Origin of the sequence: Mesorhizobium sp. M0189, assembly GCF_040322135.1 — a bacterium.
Classification (GTDB): domain Bacteria; phylum Pseudomonadota; class Alphaproteobacteria; order Rhizobiales; family Rhizobiaceae; genus Mesorhizobium.
Map to the genome: position 1 here is coordinate 189,757 of NZ_JAMYSW010000001.1, position 25,487 is coordinate 215,243.

The window sequence follows — 25,487 nt, forward strand, 5'->3', positions numbered from 1 at the left end:
TGGACCTGAAGGCCGGCAAGGCCGCACCGATGGACCGTCTGTGGGCCGAGAACGACGATTCCCGGTTGACCGGCGATCCCGCTTTGGTCGTCGATGTGGCCGGTTTCGAAGGTCCGCTCGATCTTCTGCTGCATCTTGCCCGCAACCAGAAGGTCGACCTGTCGCGCATCTCGATCCTGGCGCTGGCCGAACAATATCTGGCCTTCGTCGAGAAGGTGAGGGCGCTGCGGCTGGAGCTTGCCGCCGACTATCTGGTGATGGCGGCATGGCTGGCCTTCCTCAAGTCGAAGCTCCTGATCCCCAAGCAGCCCGGCGACGAAGGCGAAAGCGGCGAGGAACTGGCGGCAGTGCTGCAGTTCCGGCTGAAGCGGCTGGAGGCGATGCGCGACGCGGCGGCACGGCTGGTCAACCGCAACCGGCTCGGACGCGACGTGTTTGCGCGCGGCATGCCGGAAATGGTCATCATCGAGAAGCGAAATGCCTATTCGGCCTCGCTCTACGATTTGTTGACCGCCTATGCCCAGCAGCGCCAAAAGCAGGCGATCACCAATGTGACGATCGCCAGGCGCGGCGTGTGGTCGCTCAAGGATGCGCGCGACGTGCTGATCAGGCTGATCGGGTCGCTGCGCGACTGGACGGCGCTCGACAGTTTCCTGGTCGAATATCTGGCCGGCCCGGAAGAGCGGCGCACCGCTGTCGCCAGCTCGTTTGCCGCAACGCTGGAACTGGTGCGCGAAGGCAAGATGGAGATGCGGCAGGACCAGGTGTTCGCGCCGCTTTATCTGCGCGGCCGCGCTCAAGCCATCAAGATAGTCGAGGTGACACCATGAGCGAACGCGCCAACGCTTCGGTCATTCCGTTCAAGGTCGAGGACGACGCCGAGCAAGGCGCGGTTGCCGAGAACCCGGCACAAAACCAGGGGCAGAATTTGTCGCAGAATCCCGGCGAGCGGCTGCATATGGCGGAGGCCGTACGGATGGCCGAGGCGATCGTATTCGCCAGCGCCGAGCCGGTCAGCGAAAAACAGCTCACTTCGCGGCTGCCCGACGGCATCAACATTGCCGCGGCGATGGCCGAACTGCAGCAGATCTATGCGCGGCGCGGCGTCAATCTGGTGCGCGTCGGCGATGCCTGGGCCTTCCGCACCGCCGGCGACCTCGCCTTCCTGATGAGCCGCGACACGGTGCAGCAGCGCAAGCTGTCCCGCGCTGCCCTCGAAGTGCTGGCGATCATCGCCTACCACCAGCCGGTGACGCGCGCCGAGATCGAGGACATCCGCGGCGTCGAGACGTCAAAGGGGACGCTCGACACGCTGATGGAGACGGAATGGGTGAGAATGCGCGGCCGGCGCCGCACGCCCGGCCGTCCCGTCACCTACGGCACGACGGACATTTTTCTCGACCATTTCGCACTGGAGGAGATCCGCGATCTCCCCGGCATGGAGGAATTGAAGGGTGCAGGATTGCTGTCCGGCCGCATGCCGTCGAATTTCTCGGTGCCGCTGCCGCCGGCCGACCCCGATGCGCTCACCGACGACGAGGATCCGCTGACCGACATCGACCTCGAGGAACTCGGCCTTTTGACGCCGCGCGTCACGGACGATTGAGCCGAGCGCCATCTTTAAGCCACAGCCAGGATGGAACTGCGCCGATTGGTAGCGGGCCGCCGTGCCGAAAGTGCGTGACTTCGGCCACTCATTCATGAACTCTGTCGCAGTTCTGTTTGAATCCGAACCCGAAAGCGCATAGATCAGCGTCTGGGAAACCGTTCGAGAGAGATTTGCTATGGGTTCATTTTCGATTTGGCACTGGATGATCGTTCTGGTGATCGTGCTGCTGGTCTTCGGCCGCGGCAAGATCCCCGAGCTGATGGGCGACATGGCCAAGGGCATCAAGAGCTTCAAGAAGGGCATGGCCGACGACGAGACTGCCGAGGACAAGCGCACCGTCGAACACCGTTCCGACGAGACCGTGTCGGTACCGAAGGAAAAGGCCAGCAAAAGCTGAGCCCAAAACTTTGGTTGGCCAAAACTTGAGTCGGCCTGAAACTTGAGTCGGAACGTATAGCCATGTTCGAAGTCGGCTGGACCGAGATGCTGGTGATCGCGATCGTCATGATCGTGGTCGTCGGGCCCAAGGATTTGCCCAACATGCTGCGCACCTTCGGCCGCACAACGGCGAAGCTGCGCGCCATGGCGTCGGATTTCCAGCGGCAGTTCAACGACGCACTGAAGGAAGCCGAACTCGACGACGTCAAGAAGTCGGTCGATTCGCTGAGAAGCCTCAATCCGGCAGCCGAGATCAGGAAGCAGCTCAATCCATTCGAGCAGGCCGCCGCCGACGTCCGTTCCGGCGTCGATGCCGTGATGAAACCCAAGCCGGCGGTCGAGGCCGCCTCGACAGAGCAGGCAGCCGAGCCGCTGAAGAACGGCGCGACGACGATGCCGGGCGTCAGCCCGCCGGAGCCGACGCCGGCCACGCCGATCTTTCCGGCGATGACGGACGAGTCCGTCGTGGCGCCGGCAGTAGAGGCGCAAACGACTGCAGCGGCCGTGCCGCAAAAAGCGCCGGCGGCAAAGAAGAAGCCGGCGCCCGCGAAAGCCGCGGCTGCCGTGCCGGCCAAGCCGGCAAAGGCCGCTGCGCCAAAGGTCGCCACAAAAGCTGAGCCGAAAGCGCAGTCATCAGCAGCGAAGAAGCCGGCGGCAGCAGCGAAGAAGCCTGCGGCAGCAACGAAGAAGCCGGCCGCCACGAAAACGGCGGGAGCCGCCAAGTGAGCACTTCGGACACGGAAAAGGACGAGATCGAAAAATCGTCGGCTCCGCTGATGGAGCACCTGATCGAGTTGCGCCGGCGGCTGATGTGGTCGATCGGCGGTTTTTTCGTTGCTTTTCTTGTGTGCTTCTTCTTCGCCAAGAAGCTGTTCAACCTGTTGGTGATCCCGTTCAGATGGGCGACCCAATGGGCCGGGCTCGATCCGCACAAGGTCGAGCTGATCTATACGGCGCCGCAGGAGTTCTTCTTTACCCAGGTCAAGCTCGCCATGTTCGGCGGTATGGTCATCGCTTTTCCGTTGATCGCCACGCAGATCTACAAATTCATCGCGCCCGGCCTCTACAAGAACGAGCGCAATGCCTTCCTGCCGTTCCTGATCGCCTCGCCGATCCTGTTTCTGATGGGCGCGTCGCTGGTCTATTTCTTCTTTACGCCGATGGTGATGTGGTTCTTCCTCGCCATGCAGCAGACCGGCACCAACGACCAGGTGCAGATTTCGCTGCTGCCGAAAGTGTCCGAATATCTCAGCCTGATCATGACGCTGATCTTCTCCTTCGGCCTGGTGTTCCAGTTGCCGGTGGTGACAAGCCTGATGACGCGGGTCGGCATGCTGTCGTCGCAAGGGTTGGCCGAGAAGCGCAAATGGGCGATCGTCATCGCCTTCGTCGTGGCGGCGGTGCTGACGCCGCCCGACCCGATGAGCCAGATCGGCCTCGCAATTCCGACGATCCTGCTCTACGAGGTCTCGATCTGGTCGGCTCGCTTGATCGAGCGCAGCAAGGAGCGCGACCGTGTCGCCCGCGAAAAGCAGGACGCCACGGAAGAGGTGGCCGAAAAGCCGGCGGACGCGTCGTCGACGTAGGTGGGGTTACCGGCTGGCATCTTTCTTCCGGCCGCAGCAACTTTGTTCTTGCTTTGTGCCGGCAGCTATGCTACTAATCTGGGTATAGTGCTGATTCGGCGCCGACGACCCGCCCTCTGAGGCGGGTTTTTGTTTCAGGTTCCTTTCGACCAAATGTTGCGAGTGCTGCCTACCTGAGGTCGGCGGGACAGCGCCCCCCCCTCTGTCCTGCCGATCTCCCCCACTTGGGGGGAGATCGGCAGCTTGGGCGACGGCTTGCTTTTTCAGCGCCGGAGATTGGCGAAAGCCGCTATGGCGGCCAATCTCCCCACTCGTGGGGGAGATGTCCGGCAGGACAGAGGGGGGCGTGAGGAAACGCCAGGCTTCACATCTTGCATCGATCAGGGATGCGGTTTACGCCCTCTGGTCTTTGTTTTGGGCATTTCGTTGTCCCGAAACCGCTGCGCCGAGGACGAACAGACCATGCTTGACATCAAATGGATTCGCGACAACCCGAAGACCCTTGTCGAGGCGCTTCAGAAGCGCTCGTGGTCGGCCGGGGAGGCGCAGTCCACGGTCGACGATCTGATCGCCGCGGATGAGGCGCGGCGCGAGCATCTGACCGAGCTGCAGACCAGGCAGGAACGCCGCAACGCCGCATCGAAGGAGATCGGCAATGCCATGCGCTCGGGCGATGCCGCCCTTGCCGAACGGCTGAAGGCTGAGGTCGGCGAGATCAAGGCCTTCATCCAGAACGGCGAGGCGCGCGAACGCGAGCTCGACAAGGCGCTGAACGACGCATTGGCGGTGCTGCCCAACGTGCCGTTCGACGATGTGCCGGTCGGCAAGGACGAGCGCGACAATGTCGTCAAGCGCGTCGTCGGTGAGGTGCCGACGCGGCCGAACTGGGTGAAGGAGCATTTCGAGATCGGCGAAGCGCTCGGCATGATGGATTTCGAGCGTGCGGCCAAGCTTTCCGGCTCGCGCTTCACGGTGCTGAAAGGCGGACTGGCGCGGATGGAGCGCGCACTCGGCCAGTTCATGCTCGACCTGCATACGACCGAGCACGGCTATGCGGAGATCCAGCCGCCGCTGATGGTGCGCGACGAGGCGCTTTTCGGGACTGGGCAGCTGCCGAAATTCGAGGAGGATTTATTCTTCGTTCGGCCTGGGGACGGCAGGCTTGGCCTAATCCCAACCGCCGAAGTGCCGCTCACCAATCTCGTTCGCGATGAGATCACGCCGCACGAAAAACTTCCGCTGCGCTATACCGCGCTGACGCCTTGCTTCCGCTCGGAGGCGGGCTCGGCCGGGCGCGACACGCGCGGCATGCTGCGGCAGCACCAGTTCTACAAGGTCGAGCTGGTGTCGATAACCGATCAGGACTCGTCAGTCGCCGAGCACGAGCGCATGACGCAATGCGCCGAGGAGGTGCTGAAGCGGCTCGGCCTGCCGTTCCGCACCATGACGCTGTGCACCGGCGACATGGGCTTTGGCGCGCGCAAGACCTACGATATCGAGGTCTGGCTGCCCGGCCAGAATGCCTATCGCGAGATCTCGTCGTGCTCGGTATGCGGCGATTTCCAGGCGCGGCGCATGGACGCCCGCTACAAGGACAAGGACGGCAAGGGCAATCGCTTCGTCCACACGCTGAACGGTTCGGGCACCGCCGTCGGCCGCGCTCTCATTGCCCTCATCGAAAATTACCAGAATGAAGACGGCAGCGTAACCATTCCTGAAGCGCTTCGGCCTTACATGGGCGGTCTGGAAAAGATCGAATCGAAATAATGCGCGTCCTTCTGACCAACGACGACGGCATCCATGCCGAGGGCCTTGCATCGCTCGAACGCATCGCCCGCACGCTCTCGGACGACGTCTGGGTGGTGGCGCCGGAACAGGACCAGTCCGGCTATGCGCATTCGCTGTCGATCTCGGAGCCGCTTCGCCTCAGGAAAATCGGCGAAAAGCACTTTGCGGTGCGCGGCACGCCGACCGACTGCGTCATCATGGGCGTGAAAAAGATCCTGCCCGAAGCGCCTGACCTGATCCTGTCCGGCGTCAATTCCGGCGCCAACATCGCCGACGACGTCACCTATTCGGGCACGGTCGCCGGTGCCATGGAAGGCGCGCTGCTCGGCGTGCGATCGATCGCCATCAGCCAGGCCTATTCCTATGTCGGCGAGGATCGCGTCGTTCCCTATGAGACAACCGAGGCGCTGGCGCCGGCGCTGCTCCAAAAGCTCGTCGCCATGCCGTTGCCGGACGGCGTGCTGCTCAACGTCAATTTTCCGAATTGTGCGCCGGAAGAGATCGCCGGAACTGTGGTCACTTCGCAGGGCAAGCTGGTCCACAGCCTGTGGGTCGACGAGCGGCGCGACGGGCGCGGCCTGCCTTACTACTGGCTGCGCTTCGGCCGCGAGCCGGTCGAGGGCAAGCAAGGCAGCGACCTCCATGCCTTGCGCAATCGGCTGGTGTCGGTGACGCCGCTGCAGCTCGATCTCACCGCGCATGAAATCCGCGATCAACTGGCCAAGGCGCTCGCATGAACTTGAATCACGCTGCAACGTTCGACGAACGCGAAGGTTTCGCTGCCTTCCTGCTTCGCCTGCGCGGCAGGGGCACGGTGCCGAAGGCGCTGATCGCCGCCTTCGAGGCGACGCCGCGGCGCGGCTTCCTGTCTCCGCATTTCCACTCGATTGCCTGGTCCGACCGTATGCTGCCAATCGAATGCGGCGAGGCCATCGAAGGCGCCGACCTGCAGGCGGCGGTGATCGCGGCACTTGCCATCGAACCGCGCAACCGCGTGCTCGAGATCGGCACCGGGTCCGGCTACACGGCGGCGGTGATGTCGCGGCTTGCCGCGCGGATCGTCACCATCGACCGTTACAAGACGCTGGCCGAACAGGCCCGGCAGCGTCTCGAGGCACTCGCCATCGGCAACGTCATCGTGCGCCAGGCGGACGGTTCCAACGGGCTGGCCAACGAAGCGCCGTTCGACCGCATCGTCGCCTGGGCGGCCTTCGACAGCCTGCCGCGTTTCCTGCTCGACCAATTGTCGAGCGGCGGCATCGTCATTGCGCCCATCGGACCCGACGAGGGCAAGCAGGTGCTGGCCAAGCTGACCAAGGTCGGCAGCCGCTTCGAACGCGAGGATATCGGCCTGGTGCGTCTGCAGCCGATCCTGCGCAGTGTCGCGGCGGTGATTTGATATCCTAACCATCGGCCGCTTGGCGGCAGCCGAAGCCTGGTGCTTCGTCATCCTGGGGCGCAGCGAGGAGCGGAGCGACACAGCGCAGACCCTAGGATCCATGCCACGCCCTTGAGGCGTTGCAAGGGTGCAGAATTCTGCTCCGCCGCATTCTTCGGCCAATGTCACGGAATGGATCCCAGGGTCTCCGCGACGGAGCTCCGCTCCTGCTCCGCCCTAGGATGACGAAGCTGAGAGCCTTCCTCGAAACATTTTAAGAAAATTTGCGTCTGATTCTACAGGTTTAACCGACCGGTAACATTAACGCGCTTTAATCAGGTTCAGTTGTACCGGGTCTGTGCGGGTTAGTGCGATGCAATTCAGTGTTTTGAAGGCAAACGGACGCAATCTGGCGCGTGGCTGCGCCGTCCTCATGATTGCAGGCGCTGCGACGGGGTGTAGTTCCCAGGTGGCGCGGTTCAACAGCGTCGACGACGTGTTCACCGCCTCGACCAACAACCAGCGCGCCATCATCGACAAGCAGGATGCTGCCCAGCCCTATCCGGGCGATGTTGCGGCCGCGCCGATCGACGGCAGCCACACCCAGTCGGTCAGCCGCTCAAGCCTCGAACCGGTTACGGCGCAGCAATTGCCGCCGCCGGCTCCCGCCCTGGCACCCGCCGCTCGCCCGGTGCGTACCGCTGCCGCGCCGGCCCTGGCGCCTGCCGCTCCTCGTGTCGACAGGACGGCAACCGGCACCGTCGCTCCTGCGGCAAGGCCGTTCAAGAACGCCGAGCCCGACGCGCCGCGCGTGGCGACGGCCGCCGGCGCACCGCATGCAACCGAGATCGTCGTCAAGGACGGTGAGACCATTTCCGGCCTGTCGCGGCGCTACGGCGTGCCGGCCGACGCCATCATGAAAGTGAACGGGCTGAGCGCGACCAAAGGGCTGAAGACCGGCCAGAAGCTCGTCATCCCGGCCTATGCGTATTCGAGCAACGGCGCCGCGCCGAAAGTCGCCGACGCCAAGCCCGCGAACGGCACCAGGCACGACCAGCCGGCCGATGCGCCGGAGAAGGTGGCCGTGCTGCCGCAGCAGCCGAAGGTCAGGGAAGGCAAGTCCGCCGCGCAGGTGGATGCCTCGGCTGCCGCAAGCCAGCCGAAGGATGGAAAGGCCGCGCCAAAAACTGCTTCGGCGACGGCCAAGCCGGCCGGAGCCGGCGGCACCTACACGGTTCAGCAAGGCGATACGCTGTCCGCCATCGCCAGGAAGACCGGCGTCGGCGTCGTTGCGCTGAAGCAGGCGAACGGCATGCAGGATGGACTGCTCAAGATCGGCCAGACCCTGAAAGTGCCGGCAGGCGGAACCGCTGTCGTCGCCAGTGCGAAGCCGGCAAAGGTCGATCCGGTGACGACGGCCACCACCCAGCCGCCGGCCAAGGGCACGCCGACGCAGACGCTCGCCTCCTACACGCCGCCGAAGAAGGACGCGAAAGTCATCCAGCAGGCCGAGGACGACGATGCGGTGGCGCCGGATGCAACCGGCATCGGCAAGATGCGCTGGCCGGTGCGCGGCCGCGTGATTTCCAGCTTCGGCGGCGGCAAGGACGGCGTCGACATCGCCGTGCCTGAGGGGACGCCGGTCAAGGCAGCCGAAAACGGTGTCGTCATCTATGCCGGAGACGGCCTCAAGGAATTCGGCAACACAGTGCTGGTGCGTCACGAAAACGGTCTGGTCACCGTCTACGGCCATGCCAGCTCGATCGAGGTGCAGCGCGGCCAGAAGGTCAAGCGCGGCCAGGAAATCGCCCTGTCCGGCATGAGCGGCACCACCGACTCGCCGAAACTGCATTTCGAAGTGCGCAAGAACTCGGCGCCGGTCGATCCGTCGGGTTATCTCGAATAGAGAAAAATCCGATTTTGCGGGCCGCCTGACCTTCAGCCCGCCGAGGAAGTCCGCTCCGCAAGGTGCGGGCTTCTTCTGTTGCCAGTCCTTGAGCGGCTAGTCCTTGAGCGATTTTCCGAGCCGGCCTGCCAGATCCTGGGTGAACTGCCAGGCGACGCGGCCCGAACGGCTGCCGCGGGTCGTCGCCCATTCCAGCGCCTCGGCGCGCAGCGTCTCGGGATCGATGGCCAGATCATGATGGCGGACATAGCCATCGATCATGTCGAGATATTCGTCCTGCGAACATTTGTGGAAGCCAAGCCACAGGCCGAAGCGGTCCGACAGCGAAACCTTCTCCTCGACCGCTTCCGACGGGTTGATCGCGGTCGAGCGCTCATTGTCGATCATGTCGCGCGGCAACAGATGCCGCCGGTTCGAGGTGGCATAGAAGATGACGTTGGCCGGGCGGCCTTCGACGCCGCCTTCAAGTGCTGCCTTCAGCGATTTGTAGGATGTGTCGTCATGGTCGAATGACAGGTCGTCGCAAAACAAGATGAAGCGAAACGGCGCTGCCTTCAGCAGGCCCATCAGCTTCGGCAGCGTGTCGATGTCTTCGCGGTGGATCTCGATAAGCTTGAGCGGCACGTCGGGCTTCGCCGAAGCGTTGACCGAGGCGTGTACCGCCTTGACCAGCGACGATTTGCCCATGCCGCGCGCGCCCCATAACAGCACGTTGTTGGCAGCGTAGCCGGAGGCGAAGCGCTCGGTGTTGTCGACCAATATGTCGCGGACGCGGTCGACGCCGCGGATCAGGCCGATATCGACGCGGTTGACCTTGCGCACCGGTTCCAGATAGCCGGGATCGGCCTGCCAGACGAAGCAATCGGCCTCGCGGAGGTCGGTTTGAGGCACCGGCGGCGGGGCGAGGCGGGCGACCGCCTCGATCAGGCGGTCGAGCTTCTGGTGCAGGATATCGATAGGGCTGTCGGTCATCTCTTGTCTTTTTGTTTCGCGTTTTGTTTCGCGTTCAGGACGGTGCGGTAGGGCAACCTACCTGATTTCAGCGGTTTCGAAACTCGTCCCAAGCATTTGTTCGGGCATGATCTTTTGCGAAAACCGAGCATCGCTTTTCGTGATCACCCTCTAACACGGCTCACCAGGCCGGAAAAGCAGCCGATTTGCCCGGCAGCGCAGTTGCATTGGCAACGTTACCGACTATATTCCGGCCAAATTTGGCGGGGCCGCCTTGCGGCTGTTTTTCAAAGTTCAGGAGTACCTCGATGTTCGTGACACCGGCATACGCCCAAGGCATCGGCGGGGACTCGTCCGCAATGTTTATCCAGATCGTGCCGTTTGCTCTGATTTTCGTGATCATGTATTTTCTGATCATCCGGCCGCAGCGCACGCAGCTGAAGAAGCGCGGCGAGATGCTGGCGGCGGTTCGCCGCGGCGACACCGTTGTCACCGGCGGCGGCTTGGTCGGCAAGGTTACCAAGGTGATCGACGACAACGAGCTCGAGATCGACCTTGGCGGCGGCACCAAGGTGACGGCGCTGCGCTCGACGCTTGCCGACGTGCGCGTCAAGGGCGAGCCGGTGGCGAACCAGAACGCCAAGAAATAACCGAATTGTCGGCGGAACGATCCGCCAGTACGCCCTGACGGACGACGCCATATGCTTTATTTTTCGCGCTTCAAGATGATCCTGATCTGGCTGGCCGTGGCCGCCACAGTGGTCCTCGCTGCGCCCAACCTTTTTTCCGCCAGCACGCTGGCCAAGCTGCCCGACTGGGTGCCGAAGCGGCAGATGACGCTTGGCCTCGACCTGCAGGGCGGCTCGCATATCCTGCTCAGGATGGATCCGAACGATCTGATCAAAGATCGGCTGGAGACGACGCGCGACGAAATCAGGACGCTGCTGCGCGATGCCAAGATCGGCTATACCGGCCTTGCCGGAACGGGCCGCACGGTGCAGGTCCGCATCACCGATCCCGCACAGATTGAGGCTGCCAAGAAGGCGTTGAAGACGTTGACCGATCCGGTGGCGGCCGGCTTGTTCAGCGGCGGCTCGATCCAGGAGATGACGCTGGATGATTCCGAGCCCGGCCTGCTCAAGTTCACCGTCACCGATGCGGGCATCAAATATCGTACTTCGGCAGCGCTGACGCAGTCGATCGAGGTCGTCGGCCGCCGCGTCAATGAACTCGGCACGACCGAGCCGATCGTGCAGCGGCAAGGTGACGACCGCATCCTGGTGCAGGTGCCGGGTCTCCAAGAGCCGCAACGGCTGAAGGAAATTCTTGGCCAGACCGCCAAGCTGACCTTCCAGATGGTCGACCAATCGATGCCGGTGCAGGACGCGCTGAACGGCCGTCCGCCGCCGGGATCCTCGGTGCTGTATTCGCAGGACGACCCGCCGGTTCCGTATCTGATCGAGAACCGCGTCATCGTTTCGGGTGAAAACCTCGTCGATGCCCAGGCGACGTTCAACTCCCAGAACAACGAGCCGGTTGTTTCGTTTCGCTTCGATTCGAAAGGGGCGCAGCGGTTCGGCCAGGCGACATCACAGAACGTCGGCAAGCTGTTTGCCATCATCCTCGACAATCAGGTGATTTCGGCACCGCAGATCCGCGAACCGATCCCCGGCGGCACCGGCCAGATATCGGGGAATTTCACCGCTGAGAGCGCCAACGACCTCGCCGTGCTGCTGCGCGCCGGCGCCTTGCCGGCGACGCTGACGGTGATCGAGGAGCGCACGGTGGGCCCTGGCCTCGGACAGGATTCCATTCATGCCGGCAAAATCGCCGGCATCATCGGTTCGATCCTGGTTGTGGCGTTCATGTTCGTCGCCTACGGCTTCTTCGGCTTCCTCGCCAACATCGCGCTGGCGGTGCATGTGGCGATGATCGTCGGGCTGCTGTCGCTGCTTGGAGCGACGCTGACCTTGCCCGGTATCGCCGGTATCGTGCTGACCATCGGCATGGCGGTCGATTCCAACGTGCTGATCTATGAACGCATCCGCGAGGAGCGACGTGCCGGCCGCTCGGTCATCCAGGCGATCGATACCGGTTTCAGCAAGGCGCTGGCCACAATCGTCGATTCCAACGTCACCTCGCTGATCGCGACCGTGGTGCTGTTCTATCTCGGCACCGGGCCGGTGAAGGGCTTTGCCGTCACCTATGCCATCGGCATCCTGACCACGGTCTTCACCGCCTTCACCTTCACCCGCCTGCTGGTGTCGATCTGGCTTCGCCGGGCCCGTCCGAAGGAGTTGCCGCGGGCGCCTGTGACTTTCGTTCCGCCCGGAACGAAAATTCCGTTTATGGGCATCCGCCGCTGGACGTTCACGCTGTCCAGCGTGCTTTCAGTCCTGTCGGTCGTCGGGTTCATGACCATCGACATCAATTACGGCATCGATTTCAAGGGCGGCTCGCTGATCGAGGTGCAGTCCAAGACCGGCAATGCCGATCTGGCCGACATCCGCGGCAGGCTGACGGAACTCAATATCGGTGAGGTGCAGGTTCAGCAGTTCGGCGAGCCGAACGACGTGCTGATCCGCGTCGGTACGCAGGAGGGCGGCGAGAATGCCGAGCAGACCGTCATCGACAAGGTGCGCGGCGAACTGCAAGACCAGTACGATTTCCGCCGCGTCGAAGTGGTCGGGCCGACGGTCTCGGGCGAGCTTGCCAAGCAAGGCACCATCGCCATGCTTGTCGCGCTGCTCGGCATCCTGATCTATGTCTGGTTCCGCTTCGAATGGCAGTTCGCGGTCGGCGCCATCGTTGCGACCGTGCATGACGTGGTCATGACGATCGGCTTCTTCGTCATTACCGGCCTGGAATTCAACCAGTCGTCGCTGGCGGCGATCCTCACCATCATCGGTTATTCGCTCAACGATACGATCGTCGTCTATGACCGTGTTCGCGAGGATCTGCGAAAATACAAGCGAATGCCGCTGCCGCAATTGCTGAACAACGCCATCAACGAGACGCTGTCGAGGACGACGCTGACCTCGGTGACGACGATCCTGGCGCTGCTGGCGCTGGTGCTGTTCGGCGGCGAGGTGATCCGCTCGTTCACCATGGCCATGCTGTTCGGCGTCGTGTTCGGCACCTATTCGTCGATCTTTATCGCCGCGCCACTGCTTATCTTGTTCAAGCTGCGGCCGCAGGCCACAGCATCCGATGAGGAAAAGCCGGTGGGCGGCGGCAAAGCCATAGCCACCTGACGGCTTGCCGCAAAAGTGGCCAAGGGCATCGTCATCCGCGAGGCGCATTTCCCCGGCCGCGCACCGATCGAGGCTTACGGCAATGGCGGTTTCCGCTTTGCCGACATGTCGCACCGCGGCTCGCTGCTGTGCCTGCCTTCTGGCATCTATGGCTGGGAGCCGGCCGATCCGCTGGCGCTGACGGCAGCGGATTTCACCAAGCTGTTCAACGAGGCCGACAAGGTCGAGATCCTGCTGGTCGGCAGCGGCAAGGATCTGAGGCCATTGCCGGCGGCGTTGCGTGCTGCGCTGAAGGATGCCGGCATTTCCGCCGATCCGATGTCGACCGGGGCGGCAGTGCGGACCTATAATGTGCTGCTGGCTGAAGACCGCGCCGTGGCCGCAGCACTCATCGCCGTCGACTGACGTGGCCGAAAACACCAAAGCCGTCATGGAGACGGTGCGCGCCGCCGATCATGACCGCTATCTCGCCGCGCTCTACGCGCCCGAAGACAAGCGGGACGCGGTGTTTTCGCTCTATGCCTTCAACGCCGAAATTGCCGGCATACGCGATCGCATCCGCGAAGCGCTGCCGGGTGAAGTCCGGCTGCAATGGTGGCGAGACGTCATCGCCGCCGAAGAGGATCGCGCTAAGGTCGGCCATCCCGTGGCGGACGCGCTGAGGGCGACTATTTCCGCTCACCGCCTGCCCAAGGCCGCTTTCGACAATATGCTCGAAGCGCGCGTCTTCGATCTCTATGACGACCCGATGCCGTCGCGCACCGATCTCGAAGGCTATTGCGGCGAGACTGCCGCCGCGCTCATCCAGCTTGCGGCGATGGTGCTCGATCCGGTCGAAGCACCGCGCTTTGCCGAACTTGCCGGCAGGGCAGGTTGTGCGCAGGCGATGACCGGTCTCCTGCTTCTGCTGCCGCTGCATCGTAAGCGGGGACAGTGCTTCGTTCCGGCCGACATTCTGGCTGCGGCGGGATCGTCGCCGCAAGAGTTCGCTACAGGTGACGGCGGGCCGGGCGCGGAACGCGCCGTTGCCGCGATGATCGCGCTGGCACGCGAGCATCTCTCAGCTTTCGAGCAGGGGGCGTCCGCCCTGCCGATTTCACTGCGTCCGGCGTTTCTGCCGCTGGCGCTGACGGGCGCCTATCTCGGCAAGATGGACGGCTCCCGCCATTCACCGCTTGATGGCGCGGTGCGGCTTTCGGCCTTGCACCGGCATTGGCTCTTGTTCCGGCGCGCAACGCGGGGCTGGCCGGTCGCATAAAGGCTGCCGCGTAGCCAACCCGACCGTCATTCCGCAGCTTCCGCCTGCGCCGGCAGCCCGAGCCATTCGCGGCAGTCGGCGAGCGCGCGCGATGTCACCGCGTGCCGCTTGGCGACCGTCTTGTCCTTGCCGCGCAGTCGCTTGCCTTCGATCTTTGGCGCGTCCACGGGCGGGAACAGGCCGAAATTGACGTTCATCGGCTGGAAAGAGCGCTTTCCCGGCTCGTCGTCGGAGACAATATGGCCGCCGGTGATGTGGTTGAGCAGCGCGCCGAAAGCGGTGGTCAACGGCGGCAGCGACGGCGCATGGCCAAGCCTTTCGGCGGCGGCGAAACGCCCGGCGAGCAGGCCGATGGCGGCACTCTCGACATAGCCCTCGCAGCCGGTGATCTGGCCGGCAAAACGCAGGCCGGGCCGCGACTTCAACTGCAGCGAAGCGTCGAGCAGCGTCGGCGAATTGATGTAGGTGTTGCGGTGCAGGCCGCCGAGGCGGGCGAATTCGGCGTTTTCCAGCCCAGGAATGGTGCGGAAAATGCGCACCTGCTCGGCGTGCTTCAGCTTGGTCTGGAAGCCGACCATGTTGTAGAGCGTGCCCAGTGCGTTGTCCTGGCGAAGCTGGACGACGGCATAGGCCTTTACAGACGGATTGTGTGCATTGGTCAGCCCCATCGGCTTCATCGGCCCGTAACGCAATGTCTCGATGCCACGCTCGGCCATCACCTCGATCGGCAGGCAGCCGTCGAAATAGGGCGTGCCTTCCCATTGCTTGAATTCGGTTTTCTGGCCGTCGACCAGCGCCTGCACGAAGGCAAGGTACTGCTCCTTGTCCATCGGGCAGTTGATGTAATCCTTGCCGGTGCCGCCGGGGCCGACCTTGTCGTAGCGCGACTGGAACCAGCAGATATCCATGTCGATCGTGTCGAAATGGACGATCGGCGCGATGGCGTCGAAGAAGGCGAGCGCGTCGGCGCCGGTTGCTTCCGCGATCGACTGGGCGAGCGAAGGGGCGGTCAGCGGGCCGGTGGCGACGATCGCCTGGTCCCAGTCCGCCGGCGGCAGGCCAGGCACTTCCTCGCGCCGGATGGTGATGAGTGGGTGCGCTTCGAGCTTTCTGGTGACCGCTTCGGAAAATCCGTCGCGGTCGACGGCCAGCGCACCGCCGGCCGGCACCTGGTGCGCGTCGCCGGCGCTCATGATCAGCGAACCGGCGAGCCGCATTTCGGCATGCAGCAGGCCGACGGCATTGGCTTGCGCATCGTCGGAGCGGAAGGAATTGGAACAGACGAGCTCGGCCAGCCCGTCGGTCTTGTGCGCATCGGTGCCGCGGACGGGACGCATTTCATGCAGGATAACCGGAATGCCGGCTTCGGCCGCCTGCCAAGCAGCTTCGGAGCCGGCGAGACCGCCACCGATGACGTGAATGGGATTTGTGTTCATGAGCGCCGAAATAATCCCTTGGCGCGGCGATTGCAATTACACGAATCAGCCGCGCTGTTGCCGCCACGCGCTGCAATCGTCTACTATTGCGAATGGGTGGGAGTCTCGGGGTCTTTGCCAGAGCGACATTTCTGACAGTCGTGATCGCCGTGGGCGGATCAGCAGCGGCCGGCGAACCGGCCGCGACGGCTTCCAAGCGGATCCCCATATGCCATGGTTACGGTTGCAACTATCGCACGACGCTGGCGCTTGGCCCCAGTGACGGTGCGCGTTTCCGCTCTATCCTGCGTGCGGGCGCGGGTTCGCCCCAGGCCGAGCGCTCCGCTATTTCGAAGGCCGTCCGCTATTTCGAACAGCGCATTTTCCAGGCCATCGGCGTCCGCGACCAGCCGCAGTCGAAATTCGGTGCATCGCGCGTCAGGGGCCAGATGGATTGTGTCGACGAATCGACCAATACGCATGCGTTGCTGGTCTATCTTGCCGAGCGAAAACTGCTCAGGTTTCATAAGGTCGAGGACAAGGCCTCGCGAGGCCTGTTTGTCGACGGGCGCTATCCGCATTGGACGGCGGTGATCAGCGACCGCGGCGGTACAGAATGGGTGGTGGATTCCTGGTATGCGCCGATGGGCGGCGCGCCGGATATTTTTCCGCTGAGCCAGTGGAAGAAGCGAGGCGTGCTGAAGAGCGGCGCGCTGGACTGACGACGGGGACGTCCCGCCAAAAACGGCTCCCAGGGCGTTTCGAGCCTGAAAACAACAACACCCGCCGGGGGAGGAGGTCCTGCGGGTGTCGTTTTGTTGGCCGATCCTCGGGAGGAGGTGAAGATCGACCGTATTCGTCATCGCCGGGGAGGAGGTCGGCTTTGACGAAATTCCTTTCGCCATTTGAAAGGGCGCGAAACCCTTCTTAGAAACAACGCCCGCCGGGGGAGGAGGTCCGGCGGGCGCCGTTTTTGTGGTCAACCCTCGGGAGGAGGTGAAGGCTGACCGTATCCGTCAGGGTCGGGGAGGAGGTCGACCCTGGCGAAATTCTGCTGGTTAGATCGCCCTGCGAGCGACCATCTTGATCTCGTCGCGGACGATGCCGAGATCATTGAGCTGGCGGTTTGACAGGCGACCCAGCTCGGTAACCGTCTCGCGGTAGACGCGCCAGTTACGATAGTTGCGGATCAGGTTCATTGTCGTTCTCTTTCAAAACTGGTTCGGGCCATTTGCGGTCCGAAAGGATTAGACCGCCTTGCGGGCGACGTAGTGGATGTCGCCGCGGCTGATGCCTAGGTCGGTCAGTTCACGGGTGCTCAGGCGGCTCAGCTCAGAAACGGTGTCCCGGTAGCGGCGCCAGTTGCGATAGTTGCGGATCAGGTTCATGGTATTCTCGTTTCGTCTTTCTTTCGGATCATTCCGTCTTTGTGTGCACCGTGAAGATAAGAGGGGTCATATCGATTTAAAAGCGCTATTGGTGCATGGCAGCAATGCAAATTGTGCATTGCAGCATTAACGCGCGTCCAGTTTTCTGCCCAGATCGGAAAATGCCGTTAGGTCAAACGCTTGGGCGGACGAGCTAAAAGGGCTAAACAAAGGGGGAGGGGCATGGCGAGCTATTCGTCACGGGTCAGGTTGGATATCGCACGATGGCAGCAGGCCGGCCTGATCGACGCGCCGACAGCCGACGTGCTGACGCGCGACGTCGAGGCCAACGAACGCAAATCGCTGAGCTTCGGCTCGATCCTGGCGATGATGGCGGCACTGTTGTTCGGCGCGGCCATCCTGATCTTCATCGCCGCCAACTGGGAAGTCATCCCGCGGCTGGTACGGGTCGCAGCACTCTTTGCCGTTATCCTTGCCGGCTATGTCGGCGGCGCGGTGCTGAAAATGCGTGACCATGCGGCGATCGGCGAAGCGCTGTGGATCGTCGCGGCAGCAGCGTTCGGCGGATCGATCGCGCTGATCGGCCAGATGTACCATTTGTCTGGCGACGAGGCCTCCGCCGTGGTCACCTGGGGCGCCGGCACGGCGCTGGCGGCGGTGGCGCTGCGCTCGAACCCGCTGACCGTCGCTGCCGTCGGCATCGCCGATGCCTGGCTGTTCCTGAAAGGCTTCGAGTATCGCGCGGAATTCCCGCATCTCTTCGTCGTCATGGCGCTGGTGCTGTTTGCCGTTTCGTTCTGGACGCGCAGCCAGGCGGCGCGCCACCTGATCATCCTGTCGGTGCTGTTCTATCTCGTGCTCCTGGTGACGCGGTACGACACGCTGCAAGTCGCTATCCCGCTCGTTGTCGCGTCGGTGCTGCTTTTTATCGCTGCGATCTTTGCTGCCCGGCCGGTCGACAGGATCTTGCAACTGGGTGGCAGGCTGCCCCTGCACGCGCTGATCGGCTTTCTCACCGGCCTGGCGATGATCCAGTTCGAACTGGCGGATGAAAGCAGCTACAGCAGCGGCTTCGCCATTGCCTCGGCTGTTGCGCTGGCCGGCATCGTCGCGGCGATCGTGCTGGGCGGCCGGGAGAGCCGGGGACTGCGCTGGGTTGCCTATGCGGGCTTCGCCTTCGAACTCGCCATCATCTATGTGGTGATGCTGCAATCAATGCTCGACACGGCAGGCTTCTTCCTTGCGGCGGCGGTGCTTCTCGCCGTTCTTGCTTTCATTATCATCCGCATAGAAAAGCGCATGAACGCTCCGGATATGACAGGTGCAGCAGCATGATGACCGGCAAAAGACTGATCATCTCGGCGCTGGTCCTGGCGCTCGTCCAGATCGGCTTTCTGAGTTGGATCATCGCCGGACGCGCGGCGATCCTGCGCGACGGCAAGCAAGTCCTGCTCAGGGTTGAGCCGATCGATCCGCGCGATCTCTTGCGTGGTGACTACATTCTGCTCGGCTACGACATTTCGCGCATACCGGTGAAGCTGATCGGCAACATTCCACCCGGCAAGCTGGCGAGTGACGACACGCCGATCGTGGTCAGGCTGAAGCCGGGCGCCTACGGCTATTGGGGTCCGACCGCGGCTTGGTTCGGGCAAGCGCCGGTGCCGGCAGCATCCGGTGAAGCCGATATCGTCGGACACGTCTCCGAGGGCTCGGATCTCAGCGCAGCCACGACGATCGCGCCGGATTACGGCATCGAGCGCTTCTATTTGCCGGAAGGCGAGGGGATGGCGATCCAGAACGACATGCGGGTGCGGCCGTTCGGCATCCGCGTCGCGATCGCGGCCAACGGCACGGCGCAGATCAAGGCGCTGGTGGACGGCGACAAGACGCTGTTCGAGGAGCCGCTCTATTGAAGCGTGGAAGAATCTAGGTGTCGGCGCTCGGGGGATCGAAATGGTGCGCCATAGTGGCGCCTGTCCTCCTCCGCCAAGGCTTCGGAGGGCACTCCTTCGTCTAACGAGCTTCGAGCGGCCTGCCACCCGAAGCTCGAAGAGCGAAGGGTGGTGCGGATGAAGGGACTCGAACCCCCACGCCTTTCGGCACTGGAACCTAAATCCAGGGCGTCTACCAATTCCGCCACATCCGCATTGCCCGGCCAATCCCATGTAGCCATCATTCTGTCAATGTCAGAGCCCACATCGGCATCATTGGCCGGAATGCAAAGATGGTTGAAAATCAGCGTCGCCTGTGACAAAAGGCGTGTCGAATGTGACGGGACGCGACGATCCGCTTCTGCAGAATGTGATAAGAAGTAGGAAAAACAAAGACTTATTCACATTTTGGAGCGTATTTCTGGAGGATTTGTGCCGCGTTGGGCGGACAAATCGCCAAGTCCCGCACCAAAAGCCATTCCCGGCAAGATCATACCGGCAGGCTGTGAACGGCAGGGGCCGTTTGACGGCCTCATTGGTGGAAACAAAGGTTTTATGATGCAGGTCACCGAAACGCTCAACTCCGGTCTCAAGCGCGAGATCAAGATCACCGTGCCGGCCGGTGACATGGAAGCCAAGCTGATGGCGCGGCTTTCCGACGCCAGGAACAAGGTCCGCATCAACGGCTTCCGCCCCGGCAAGGTGCCGGTGCAGCATCTGCGCAAAGTCTATGGCAAATCGTTCATGGCCGAAGTGGTCAACGAGATCCTCAACGACTCGACCCGTTCGATCATCACCGGGCGCGGCGAAAAGGCTGCCATGCAGCCCGAAGTGATCATGACCGAGGACGAGAAGGAAGCCGAGAAGATCCTGGCCGGCGGCGCAGATTTCGAGTTCCGCCTGAACTATGAGGTCATTCCGCCGATCGAGATCAAGGATTTCTCCGACATCAAGGTGACGCGTCATGTATTCGAAGTGCCTGATGAGGAGATCGATGAACAGGTCAAGCGTGTCGCCGAGTCGGCGCGCACTTATGAGCCGAAGACCGGCAAGGCCGCCGAGGGCGACCGCGTGACCCTCGATTATGTCGGCAAGATCGACGGCGAAGCCTTCGGCGGCGGCGCCGGCACCGATCAGCCGCTGGTGCTCGGCTCGAAGGAATTCATCCCTGGCTTCGAGGACCAGCTGGTCGGCAGCAAGGCCGGCGACGAGAAGCAGGTCACGGTTACCTTCCCGGAAAACTACCAGGCGGCGCATCTGGCCGGCAAGGAAGCCACTTTCGACGTGACCGTCAAGGAAGTGTCGAAGCCCGGCGAACTTGAGATCAACGACGAGATGGCCAAAAACCTCGGCCTGGAGTCGCTGGAGCGCCTGCGCGAGGTGGTGCGCGGTCAGATCGAAAATCAGTTCGGCTCGATGACGCGCCAGAAGGTCAAGCGCCAGTTGCTCGACCAACTCGACGCCGCCTACTCGTTCGAGGCGCCGTCCAAGCTCGTCGAGGCCGAATTCAACAACATCTGGAACCAGGTCAACCGCGATCTCGAAGCCGCCGGGCGCACCTTTGCGGACGAAGAGACGACGGAAGAGGAAGCGCGTGCCGAATATATGCGGCTTGCCGAGCGCCGCGTGCGTCTCGGCCTGGTTCTCGCCGAAATCGGCGAGAAGGCCGGCGTCACGGTGACGGACGAGGAATTGCAGCGCGGCCTGTTCGAGCAGGTGCGTCGCTATCCGGCCAACCAGCAGCAGGAAGCCTTCGAATTCTATCGCAACAATCCCGAGGCGCTGAATACGTTGCGCGCGCCGATGTTCGAAGAGAAGGTGGTCGACCATCTGCTTGGCCAGATCTCGGTCACCGACGTCAAGGTCAGCAAGGAAGAGCTGCTGGCCGACGACGAGGATACGGAGACGACCAAGGCCAAGCCGGCGAAGAAGGCGGCTGCGAAAAAAGCCGACACCAAGAAGGCCGACGACGACGCTGAAGAGCCCAAGAAGAAGGCTGCGCCGAAGAAGAAGGCCGCCAAGGAGGCTGAATAACGTCCCTGCTGAATTCCAAAAGGCCGCCTTCTCGAGGCGGCCTTTTTCGTTGTGGCGCGGGCGCAACGGATTTCACGCATCTGGCGGTCGAGGTGGCGATACGAAGCTTTGATGATTATCTGCGCTGGGTTGCGGATCGCAGCGGTTGTTGGAGGCATCGTTGAGACAGTTCTTCGGTATCGGAAGCGTGGTCGCGGCGGCGTTCCTGCTTGCGTCGGTCTACGGCATCGCCCAGGCTGACACGGTTCTCGACAACTGGCGGTTCGACAAGACCAGCGACGGTCTTGTCACCGCCTCGCTTTACGCTACCAACAAGCTCATCACCGGCGGCGGCGCATTGAGCTACAGCCCGGTATTGACGATTGCCTGCCGGACCGCCGGCGAACCGCGTTGGAGCGAATGGCTGCAGCTGAGCGATACTGTTTCCGCCAGCCGAACCATCGCCATGTCGGTGACTGTCGACCAATCCGGCAAGCTCAACGAAAGCTGGTCGGTCGGCCCGCGCAGCAGGATGCTGGTGCGCGACGGTGCCGACGGCATCAGGCGACTGATTTCCGCGGACCGGCTGCTGCTGTCCTGGCGGTTCGGGCTGCTGTCGGGGCGCGGCAAAGCCGAGTTTGACCTCGCCGGAGTTGAAGAGGCGGTCGGCCGGATCGCCACCACCTGCAACACCAAATTGCCTTGAGCAGATTGTCCGCATGAAACCTTTGCATGGCCGAACTCTACCTGCCGGCCGGGTTCCGTGGTATGTAGGTGCCGCAACTCCAGGCAGTGGATATCCGTTCTGCCATTCAAGAGCGCATGCCAGCGGACTAGATGTCGGCCTGTGCAGGTCAGCCAGGGCAAATTGGCGATCAGGGAGGAAATGCCATGCGTGCCATTGTGTTTTTTATCATTATGTCGGTCGCGACCGTCATCGCCGGCCCCTCGTGGGCTCAGGATGCCGCGGCGGGTGAGAAGGTCTTCGCCAAATGCAAGGTCTGCCACGTCGCGGACAAGGATCAGAACAAGGTCGGTCCGTCGTTGAACGGCGTCATCGGCCGAACGGCCGGCACGCATCCGGGGTTCAGCTATTCCAAGGCGATGACCGAGGCCGGCAAGTCCGGCGTCAAATGGGATGAGGCCACGCTGACGAGCTACCTTCGCGATCCCAAGGCGATGGTCAAAGGAACGAAGATGGCGTTTCCCGGCCTCAAGAAAGACGAGGACATCGTCAATGTCATTGCCTATCTGAAGCAATTCTCCAAATAACGCGGCTCTTCCGCCGGATCTTGGTATCGCAAACAGGTCGAGGCATAGCCTCGGCCGCAATCTGCCGGCAGTGTCGGTGGGGAGGGCGGCTTGTTGCAAAAAAGACATTGGCCGGCTAGGCTGCCGTTCCCATCGGTGGTCGTCTGAATGTCGACTGAAGAAAGCCGTCTCAAGGATACCGGCATCCGCCTCTCGGAGGCGACGGCGGGTGATTTCCTTGCGCTTTTGAAACCACGGGTCATGGCGCTTGCCGTGTTTACTGCGTTCGTCGGCCTGATGATGGCGCCCGGCGTAATGAATCCAGTTATCGCCGTAATCGCCATCGGCGCAATTGCGGTTGGAGCAGGGGCGGCCGGCGCGCTCAATATGTGGTACGACGCAGACATAGACGCCTTGATGTCTCGCACGTCCAAGCGACCAATTCCGTCAGGCCGCGTCACGCCTGGCGAAGCTCTCGGCTTCGGCTTGGTGCTTTCCGCACTGTCGGTCATGACGCTCGGCGTGCTGGTGGGATGGCTTGCCGCATCGCTGTTGGCGTTCACCATCTTTTTCTATGTCGTTATCTACACGATGTGGCTGAAACGCTCGACGCCACAGAATATCGTCATAGGCGGCGCGGCAGGCGCCCTTCCTCCGGTGATCGGGTGGGCGGCTGCAACCGGCGCAATCGGCATCGAAAGTGTCATTCTGTTTCTGATCATTTTCCTCTGGACGCCGCCTCATTTCTGGGCGCTGGCCCTTTTCAAGGTCGGCGACTATGCCGCGGCGGGCATCCCGATGATGCCGAATGTGGCCGGCCAGCACTCGACCAGAAAACAAATCTTCGCCTATTCGCTGGTCTTGGCGCCAATCGGCGTGCTTCCTTGGGCCTTCGGCTTCGCCAGCGGATACTACGGCACTGCTTCAGCAGCGTTGGGCGCAGGGTTCATTTGGCACGCCTGGAAGGTCCTCGTCGCCGACAAGGAGATGAAGCCGGCAAAGGCGTTGTTTGCGTATTCGATTGTCTATCTTTTCGCGATCTTCGCGGCGCTGCTTGCCGACACCATTGTAATGCGAGTGGTCGCGTCAGCCGGCTATTGAGCCCGGCTAAAAACATCACGTTGGCAGAGCACAAAATCCCAGCAACAGCAGAATAACGATGCCAAGGCCGAGTATGAGAACTGTCCTTCCATCCATGACCTTCACCTTCGTCTAGAAGAGCATATCGAAGAAAGGTGTCCAGAGCTAGTCGGGCTACCCGGGACCTCTTACCCCCGGGGGCCTTCGTACAAAGCGCGACAAGTCCCCCGCATGAGAGTATATTGATCATGGTGCAGGTCGCGGTTTGCGTGGCCAATCACGCAGAACGGCAGCACCGTAAAACGCGACCTTACCGGACCCGGTCTGGAGGAATGGTCATGGCAAGTTTTCACGTGATAGCAGGCGCCAACGAGACGCTGGAACACACCAGAATTCGAAAAATCGGTGTCTCCGATCTTTTTGATGCGCTCAGGCGTGGCGTCGATGATTTCATGGTCAAGCCGTCGCACATCGTTTTTCTCTGCCTGATCTACCCGCTTGCGGGGGTCGTGCTTGCCGTCTGGACATCAGGCAACAACACGCTGCCATTGTTGTTTCCGCTTGTGTCCGGCTTTGCGCTAATTGGTCCGTTCGCGGCGATCGGCCTCTATGAGATCAGCCGGCGACGGGAAGCCGGGCTCGATGCCTCGTGGAGGCACGCCTTTGAGGTCAGAAGTTCTCCGGCGCTGCCGGCTATTGCGGCGGTCGGCATCATGCTGCTTGCGATATTCATCGCCTGGCTTTTGACGGCCCAGATATTTTACCAGACCGTGTTCGGCCCGGCGCCGCCGCAATCGCTGTCCAGCTTCATCAGTGATATATTCGCCACGGGACGCGGCTGGACACTCATCATCCTGGGTCACGCCATCGGCTTTGTGTTCGCCGCGGTTGTGTTGTGCACCACGGTCGTCGCATTCCCGTTGTTGCTCGACCGCGATGTCGGCGCCTACGAAGCCATCCACACCTCGGTGCGCGTTGTCCTGGCCAACCCGATCGTGATGGCAGTGTGGGGCCTTATTGTCGCCGTCGCCTTGATCATCGGCTCGCTGCCAGTGTTCGCCGGGTTGGCGGTCGTGCTGCCGATCCTTGGTCATGCCACCTGGCATGTCTATCGGAAAGTTGTCGAATCGCCGCCGGCTACCAGACCGTGAGCTGAAAAACCTGTCCTCCGCACCGAGCGCCGGTGCGGGGAGGGTGGGGCAGAGCTTTCAATAGGCGGGGTGGCTGAAACGGGCCTGGCGCGCGTCTTTTGTCAGGTCGCGGAAATCCTTGCCGCTCACATGCACCAGCGTCCTATGGTCACCGCCCTCGAAATAGATTTCGGGAGCGTCGCCGAGGCTTTCATCGAGGACCACCGGCACATCATAGGCAGCGCCGATCGGCGGCACAGCGCCGACATCGCAATCGCCGAACAACGAGACCACCTCGTCTTCGGAGGCAAGTCCAAGAGGCTTGTCCATAACATCCTGCAATGTCGCGAGTTCTATCCTGTGCGTGCTTGGAACCACGGCCAGCGCGTAGCCACGGTCGTGGTGAACGACCACCGATTTGGCCATTATGCTGCCAGGCACATGTGCCGCAATGGCGGATTGTCTGCTTGTCGCCGTGCGGTGATGCTCGACGGTGTCGTAGGAAATGCCTTTCTTATCGATGAAGTCCTTCAGTCTGTTTGCGATGGTCATCTTGGGCGCCCCTTGCTGGTGTTCGCGACGCATGTGGAAACGCCGGCATCGCCTGTCGTTTCCGATACCAACAGAAATGGTCCAGCCGTAGATTGTTTCAAGGCGAAGGCTCCAGAACAGGACGGCCTGGATCCGGATTGCATGTCAGGGCCCGGCCCCGAAAAACGCCATTCGGGTGAGAAGGGTGTAGTCCGCTTCGAAGACCATCAGCGTCACGAATACCAGCACCAGCACCGGCGGCAGGATGATTGCATATGTCAGCGCCAGCCGTTCCCAGGCCATGTGCATGAAGATGGCGACGATCAGCCCTGCCTTGAGGATCATGAAGATCAGGATCAGCGACCATCTGAGATAGCCGTGGAGCCCGAAATAGTCGACCAGATAGGAGCAGGTGCTGAGGATGAACAGCCACGCCCAGACCACCAGGTAGAGCTTGATCGGGTGCTCCTGATGAACCTCCGTAGGGGTAACGCTGGTCGCCGTCGCATCATGCGTACGGGCGCTGTCGAGCGTGTGTTGTCCAAGGCCATTTGCGGTTGCTTCAGCCATGTCCTGCCTC

General features: G+C 62.3%; 28 protein-coding genes and 1 tRNA gene. 21 read left to right on the forward strand and 8 right to left on the reverse strand.

What is annotated here, in order from left to right; translation table 11 throughout:
- Nucleotides 1-29: 29 nt before the first annotated feature.
- The 9 genes from NKJ09_RS00875 to NKJ09_RS00915 all read left to right on the forward strand — a co-directional run bounded on the left by NKJ09_RS00875 (nt 30) and on the right by NKJ09_RS00915 (nt 8,705).
- Entirely contained in the window at nt 30-830 is an 801-nt protein-coding gene (locus tag NKJ09_RS00875; RefSeq protein ID WP_023720058.1) for a segregation and condensation protein A, read from the forward strand.
- The gene (gene scpB / locus NKJ09_RS00880) at nt 827-1,606 is read left to right on the forward strand and encodes an SMC-Scp complex subunit ScpB (protein WP_023720059.1); all 780 of its coding nucleotides are present in this window, start codon (nt 827-829) and stop codon (nt 1,604-1,606) included. Before NKJ09_RS00875 ends, scpB begins: the two co-directional genes overlap by 4 nt.
- A gap of 178 nt (nt 1,607-1,784) precedes the next feature.
- On the forward strand, nt 1,785-2,006 hold the full coding sequence (locus NKJ09_RS00885; RefSeq protein ID WP_023678929.1) for a twin-arginine translocase TatA/TatE family subunit: 222 nt from the start codon (nt 1,785-1,787) through the stop codon (nt 2,004-2,006).
- A gap of 62 nt (nt 2,007-2,068) precedes the next feature.
- Nucleotides 2,069-2,773, forward strand: coding sequence for a Sec-independent protein translocase protein TatB (tatB, locus tag NKJ09_RS00890; RefSeq protein ID WP_023720060.1), 705 nt, complete (start codon nt 2,069-2,071; stop codon nt 2,771-2,773).
- Complete coding sequence (gene tatC / locus NKJ09_RS00895; RefSeq protein ID WP_023720061.1) at nt 2,770-3,633, forward strand: twin-arginine translocase subunit TatC; 864 nt, start codon at nt 2,770-2,772, stop codon at nt 3,631-3,633. Before tatB ends, tatC begins: the two co-directional genes overlap by 4 nt.
- A gap of 462 nt (nt 3,634-4,095) precedes the next feature.
- Nucleotides 4,096-5,400 carry a serine--tRNA ligase gene (gene serS / locus NKJ09_RS00900; RefSeq protein WP_352495387.1) on the forward strand — a complete coding sequence of 435 codons (1,305 nt, stop codon included), beginning with the start codon at nt 4,096-4,098 and terminating at the stop codon, nt 5,398-5,400.
- Nucleotides 5,400-6,158 carry a 5'/3'-nucleotidase SurE gene (gene surE, locus NKJ09_RS00905; RefSeq protein WP_023720063.1) on the forward strand — a complete coding sequence of 253 codons (759 nt, stop codon included), beginning with the start codon at nt 5,400-5,402 and terminating at the stop codon, nt 6,156-6,158. The genes serS and surE overlap by 1 nt, the downstream gene beginning before the upstream one ends.
- On the forward strand, nt 6,155-6,820 hold the full coding sequence (locus NKJ09_RS00910) for a protein-L-isoaspartate(D-aspartate) O-methyltransferase (protein ID WP_352762213.1): 666 nt from the start codon (nt 6,155-6,157) through the stop codon (nt 6,818-6,820). Before surE ends, NKJ09_RS00910 begins: the two co-directional genes overlap by 4 nt.
- Before the next feature lie 352 nt (nt 6,821-7,172).
- Nucleotides 7,173-8,705, forward strand: a complete 1,533-nt coding sequence (locus tag NKJ09_RS00915; RefSeq protein ID WP_352482134.1) for a peptidoglycan DD-metalloendopeptidase family protein — start codon at nt 7,173-7,175, stop codon at nt 8,703-8,705.
- 96 nt (nt 8,706-8,801) lie between these two features.
- Here NKJ09_RS00915 and NKJ09_RS00920 read toward each other — a convergent pair whose 3' ends face one another.
- On the reverse strand, nt 8,802-9,677 hold the full coding sequence (locus NKJ09_RS00920; RefSeq protein WP_023720180.1) for an ATP-binding protein: 876 nt from the start codon (nt 9,675-9,677) through the stop codon (nt 8,802-8,804).
- Between the two features lie 160 nt (nt 9,678-9,837).
- On the reverse strand, nt 9,838-10,059 hold the full coding sequence (locus tag NKJ09_RS00925) for a hypothetical protein (protein WP_210164500.1): 222 nt from the start codon (nt 10,057-10,059) through the stop codon (nt 9,838-9,840).
- Between NKJ09_RS00925 and yajC the strand changes: the two genes are divergently transcribed.
- Genes yajC through NKJ09_RS00945 form a run of 4 tightly spaced genes read left to right on the forward strand, consistent with a single transcriptional unit; the run spans nt 9,965 to nt 14,168 of the window.
- Nucleotides 9,965-10,306, forward strand: a complete 342-nt coding sequence (gene yajC, locus NKJ09_RS00930; RefSeq protein ID WP_023678921.1) for a preprotein translocase subunit YajC — start codon at nt 9,965-9,967, stop codon at nt 10,304-10,306. The genes NKJ09_RS00925 and yajC overlap by 95 nt on opposite strands.
- A 51-nt stretch (nt 10,307-10,357) precedes the next feature.
- Nucleotides 10,358-12,910 carry a protein translocase subunit SecDF gene (gene secDF / locus NKJ09_RS00935; protein WP_352762215.1) on the forward strand — a complete coding sequence of 851 codons (2,553 nt, stop codon included), beginning with the start codon at nt 10,358-10,360 and terminating at the stop codon, nt 12,908-12,910.
- Nucleotides 12,911-12,925: 15 nt separating this feature from the next.
- Nucleotides 12,926-13,315, forward strand: a complete 390-nt coding sequence (locus tag NKJ09_RS00940) for an Mth938-like domain-containing protein (protein WP_023720178.1) — start codon at nt 12,926-12,928, stop codon at nt 13,313-13,315.
- Between the two features lie 25 nt (nt 13,316-13,340).
- Nucleotides 13,341-14,168: a phytoene/squalene synthase family protein gene (locus NKJ09_RS00945; protein WP_023720177.1), complete on the forward strand. Its 828-nt coding sequence runs from the start codon at nt 13,341-13,343 to the stop codon at nt 14,166-14,168.
- Between the two features lie 26 nt (nt 14,169-14,194).
- Here NKJ09_RS00945 and trmFO read toward each other — a convergent pair whose 3' ends face one another.
- Entirely contained in the window at nt 14,195-15,604 is a 1,410-nt protein-coding gene (gene trmFO, locus NKJ09_RS00950; protein ID WP_023720176.1) for a methylenetetrahydrofolate--tRNA-(uracil(54)-C(5))-methyltransferase (FADH(2)-oxidizing) TrmFO, read from the reverse strand.
- A gap of 149 nt (nt 15,605-15,753) precedes the next feature.
- Between trmFO and NKJ09_RS00955 the strand changes: the two genes are divergently transcribed.
- Nucleotides 15,754-16,305, forward strand: coding sequence for a hypothetical protein (locus NKJ09_RS00955; RefSeq protein ID WP_245278626.1), 552 nt, complete (start codon nt 15,754-15,756; stop codon nt 16,303-16,305).
- A 336-nt stretch (nt 16,306-16,641) separates the two neighbouring features.
- Here the strand turns inward: NKJ09_RS00955 and NKJ09_RS00960 are convergent, their stop codons facing one another.
- The gene (locus tag NKJ09_RS00960; protein ID WP_023678914.1) at nt 16,642-16,782 is read right to left on the reverse strand and encodes a DUF1127 domain-containing protein; all 141 of its coding nucleotides are present in this window, start codon (nt 16,780-16,782) and stop codon (nt 16,642-16,644) included.
- A gap of 48 nt (nt 16,783-16,830) precedes the next feature.
- Nucleotides 16,831-16,971 (reverse strand): DUF1127 domain-containing protein, encoded by a 141-nt coding sequence (locus NKJ09_RS00965; RefSeq protein WP_023720174.1) that lies wholly within the window; start codon nt 16,969-16,971, stop codon nt 16,831-16,833.
- Between the two features lie 222 nt (nt 16,972-17,193).
- Between NKJ09_RS00965 and NKJ09_RS00970 the strand changes: the two genes are divergently transcribed.
- Nucleotides 17,194-18,306: a DUF2157 domain-containing protein gene (locus NKJ09_RS00970; protein ID WP_352495384.1), complete on the forward strand. Its 1,113-nt coding sequence runs from the start codon at nt 17,194-17,196 to the stop codon at nt 18,304-18,306.
- Nucleotides 18,303-18,884, forward strand: a complete 582-nt coding sequence (locus NKJ09_RS00975) for a GDYXXLXY domain-containing protein (protein WP_352495383.1) — start codon at nt 18,303-18,305, stop codon at nt 18,882-18,884. Before NKJ09_RS00970 ends, NKJ09_RS00975 begins: the two co-directional genes overlap by 4 nt.
- Nucleotides 18,885-19,032: 148 nt before the next feature.
- Here the strand turns inward: NKJ09_RS00975 and NKJ09_RS00980 are convergent.
- Nucleotides 19,033-19,117: transfer RNA gene (locus tag NKJ09_RS00980), tRNA-Leu, on the reverse strand.
- A gap of 343 nt (nt 19,118-19,460) precedes the next feature.
- Between NKJ09_RS00980 and tig the strand changes: the two genes are divergently transcribed.
- From tig to NKJ09_RS01005, 5 genes are all read left to right on the forward strand, one after another.
- Nucleotides 19,461-20,936: a trigger factor gene (tig, locus tag NKJ09_RS00985; RefSeq protein ID WP_352495412.1), complete on the forward strand. Its 1,476-nt coding sequence runs from the start codon at nt 19,461-19,463 to the stop codon at nt 20,934-20,936.
- 160 nt (nt 20,937-21,096) lie between these two features.
- Nucleotides 21,097-21,621 carry a hypothetical protein gene (locus NKJ09_RS00990; RefSeq protein ID WP_352482143.1) on the forward strand — a complete coding sequence of 175 codons (525 nt, stop codon included), beginning with the start codon at nt 21,097-21,099 and terminating at the stop codon, nt 21,619-21,621.
- 212 nt (nt 21,622-21,833) lie between these two features.
- Nucleotides 21,834-22,187 carry a c-type cytochrome gene (locus tag NKJ09_RS00995; RefSeq protein WP_502896297.1) on the forward strand — a complete coding sequence of 118 codons (354 nt, stop codon included), beginning with the start codon at nt 21,834-21,836 and terminating at the stop codon, nt 22,185-22,187.
- Between the two features lie 147 nt (nt 22,188-22,334).
- Complete coding sequence (locus NKJ09_RS01000; protein ID WP_352495382.1) at nt 22,335-23,267, forward strand: heme o synthase; 933 nt, start codon at nt 22,335-22,337, stop codon at nt 23,265-23,267.
- Nucleotides 23,268-23,584: 317 nt separating this feature from the next.
- A complete protein-coding gene (locus tag NKJ09_RS01005; protein WP_352482145.1) occupies nt 23,585-24,397 on the forward strand; it encodes a DUF2189 domain-containing protein in 813 nt (270 codons plus the stop codon).
- A 57-nt stretch (nt 24,398-24,454) separates the two neighbouring features.
- Here the strand turns inward: NKJ09_RS01005 and NKJ09_RS01010 are convergent, their stop codons facing one another.
- Nucleotides 24,455-24,928, reverse strand: a complete 474-nt coding sequence (locus tag NKJ09_RS01010) for an aminoacyl-tRNA deacylase (protein ID WP_023720166.1) — start codon at nt 24,926-24,928, stop codon at nt 24,455-24,457.
- Between the two features lie 144 nt (nt 24,929-25,072).
- Nucleotides 25,073-25,477 carry a cytochrome C oxidase subunit IV family protein gene (locus NKJ09_RS01015; protein WP_023720165.1) on the reverse strand — a complete coding sequence of 135 codons (405 nt, stop codon included), beginning with the start codon at nt 25,475-25,477 and terminating at the stop codon, nt 25,073-25,075.
- Nucleotides 25,478-25,487: the final 10 nt, after the last annotated feature.

Bases quoted from the DNA above. Each gene is read 5' to 3' on its own strand.
- NKJ09_RS00875 (WP_023720058.1), top strand. From the start codon at position 30: ATGGACCGTCTGTGGGCCGAGAACGACGATTCCCGGTTGACCGGCGAT.
- scpB (WP_023720059.1), top strand. From the start codon at position 827: ATGAGCGAACGCGCCAACGCTTCGGTCATTCCGTTCAAGGTCGAGGAC.
- NKJ09_RS00885 (WP_023678929.1), top strand. From the start codon at position 1,785: ATGGGTTCATTTTCGATTTGGCACTGGATGATCGTTCTGGTGATCGTG.
- tatB (WP_023720060.1), top strand. From the start codon at position 2,069: ATGTTCGAAGTCGGCTGGACCGAGATGCTGGTGATCGCGATCGTCATG.
- serS (WP_352495387.1), top strand. From the start codon at position 4,096: ATGCTTGACATCAAATGGATTCGCGACAACCCGAAGACCCTTGTCGAG.
- surE (WP_023720063.1), top strand. From the start codon at position 5,400: ATGCGCGTCCTTCTGACCAACGACGACGGCATCCATGCCGAGGGCCTT.
- NKJ09_RS00910 (WP_352762213.1), top strand. From the start codon at position 6,155: ATGAACTTGAATCACGCTGCAACGTTCGACGAACGCGAAGGTTTCGCT.
- NKJ09_RS00915 (WP_352482134.1), top strand. From the start codon at position 7,173: ATGCAATTCAGTGTTTTGAAGGCAAACGGACGCAATCTGGCGCGTGGC.
- NKJ09_RS00920 (WP_023720180.1), bottom strand. From the start codon at position 9,677: ATGACCGACAGCCCTATCGATATCCTGCACCAGAAGCTCGACCGCCTG.
- yajC (WP_023678921.1), top strand. From the start codon at position 9,965: ATGTTCGTGACACCGGCATACGCCCAAGGCATCGGCGGGGACTCGTCC.
- NKJ09_RS00925 (WP_210164500.1), bottom strand. From the start codon at position 10,059: ATGATCACGAAAATCAGAGCAAACGGCACGATCTGGATAAACATTGCG.
- secDF (WP_352762215.1), top strand. From the start codon at position 10,358: ATGCTTTATTTTTCGCGCTTCAAGATGATCCTGATCTGGCTGGCCGTG.
- NKJ09_RS00945 (WP_023720177.1), top strand. From the start codon at position 13,341: ATGGAGACGGTGCGCGCCGCCGATCATGACCGCTATCTCGCCGCGCTC.
- trmFO (WP_023720176.1), bottom strand. From the start codon at position 15,604: ATGAACACAAATCCCATTCACGTCATCGGTGGCGGTCTCGCCGGCTCC.
- NKJ09_RS00960 (WP_023678914.1), bottom strand. From the start codon at position 16,782: ATGAACCTGATCCGCAACTATCGTAACTGGCGCGTCTACCGCGAGACG.
- NKJ09_RS00965 (WP_023720174.1), bottom strand. From the start codon at position 16,971: ATGAACCTGATCCGCAACTATCGCAACTGGCGCCGCTACCGGGACACC.
- NKJ09_RS00970 (WP_352495384.1), top strand. From the start codon at position 17,194: ATGGCGAGCTATTCGTCACGGGTCAGGTTGGATATCGCACGATGGCAG.
- NKJ09_RS00975 (WP_352495383.1), top strand. From the start codon at position 18,303: ATGATGACCGGCAAAAGACTGATCATCTCGGCGCTGGTCCTGGCGCTC.
- tig (WP_352495412.1), top strand. From the start codon at position 19,461: ATGCAGGTCACCGAAACGCTCAACTCCGGTCTCAAGCGCGAGATCAAG.
- NKJ09_RS00995 (WP_502896297.1), top strand. From the start codon at position 21,834: ATGTCGGTCGCGACCGTCATCGCCGGCCCCTCGTGGGCTCAGGATGCC.
- NKJ09_RS01000 (WP_352495382.1), top strand. From the start codon at position 22,335: ATGTCGACTGAAGAAAGCCGTCTCAAGGATACCGGCATCCGCCTCTCG.
- NKJ09_RS01005 (WP_352482145.1), top strand. From the start codon at position 23,585: ATGGCAAGTTTTCACGTGATAGCAGGCGCCAACGAGACGCTGGAACAC.
- NKJ09_RS01010 (WP_023720166.1), bottom strand. From the start codon at position 24,928: ATGACCATCGCAAACAGACTGAAGGACTTCATCGATAAGAAAGGCATT.
- NKJ09_RS01015 (WP_023720165.1), bottom strand. From the start codon at position 25,477: ATGGCTGAAGCAACCGCAAATGGCCTTGGACAACACACGCTCGACAGC.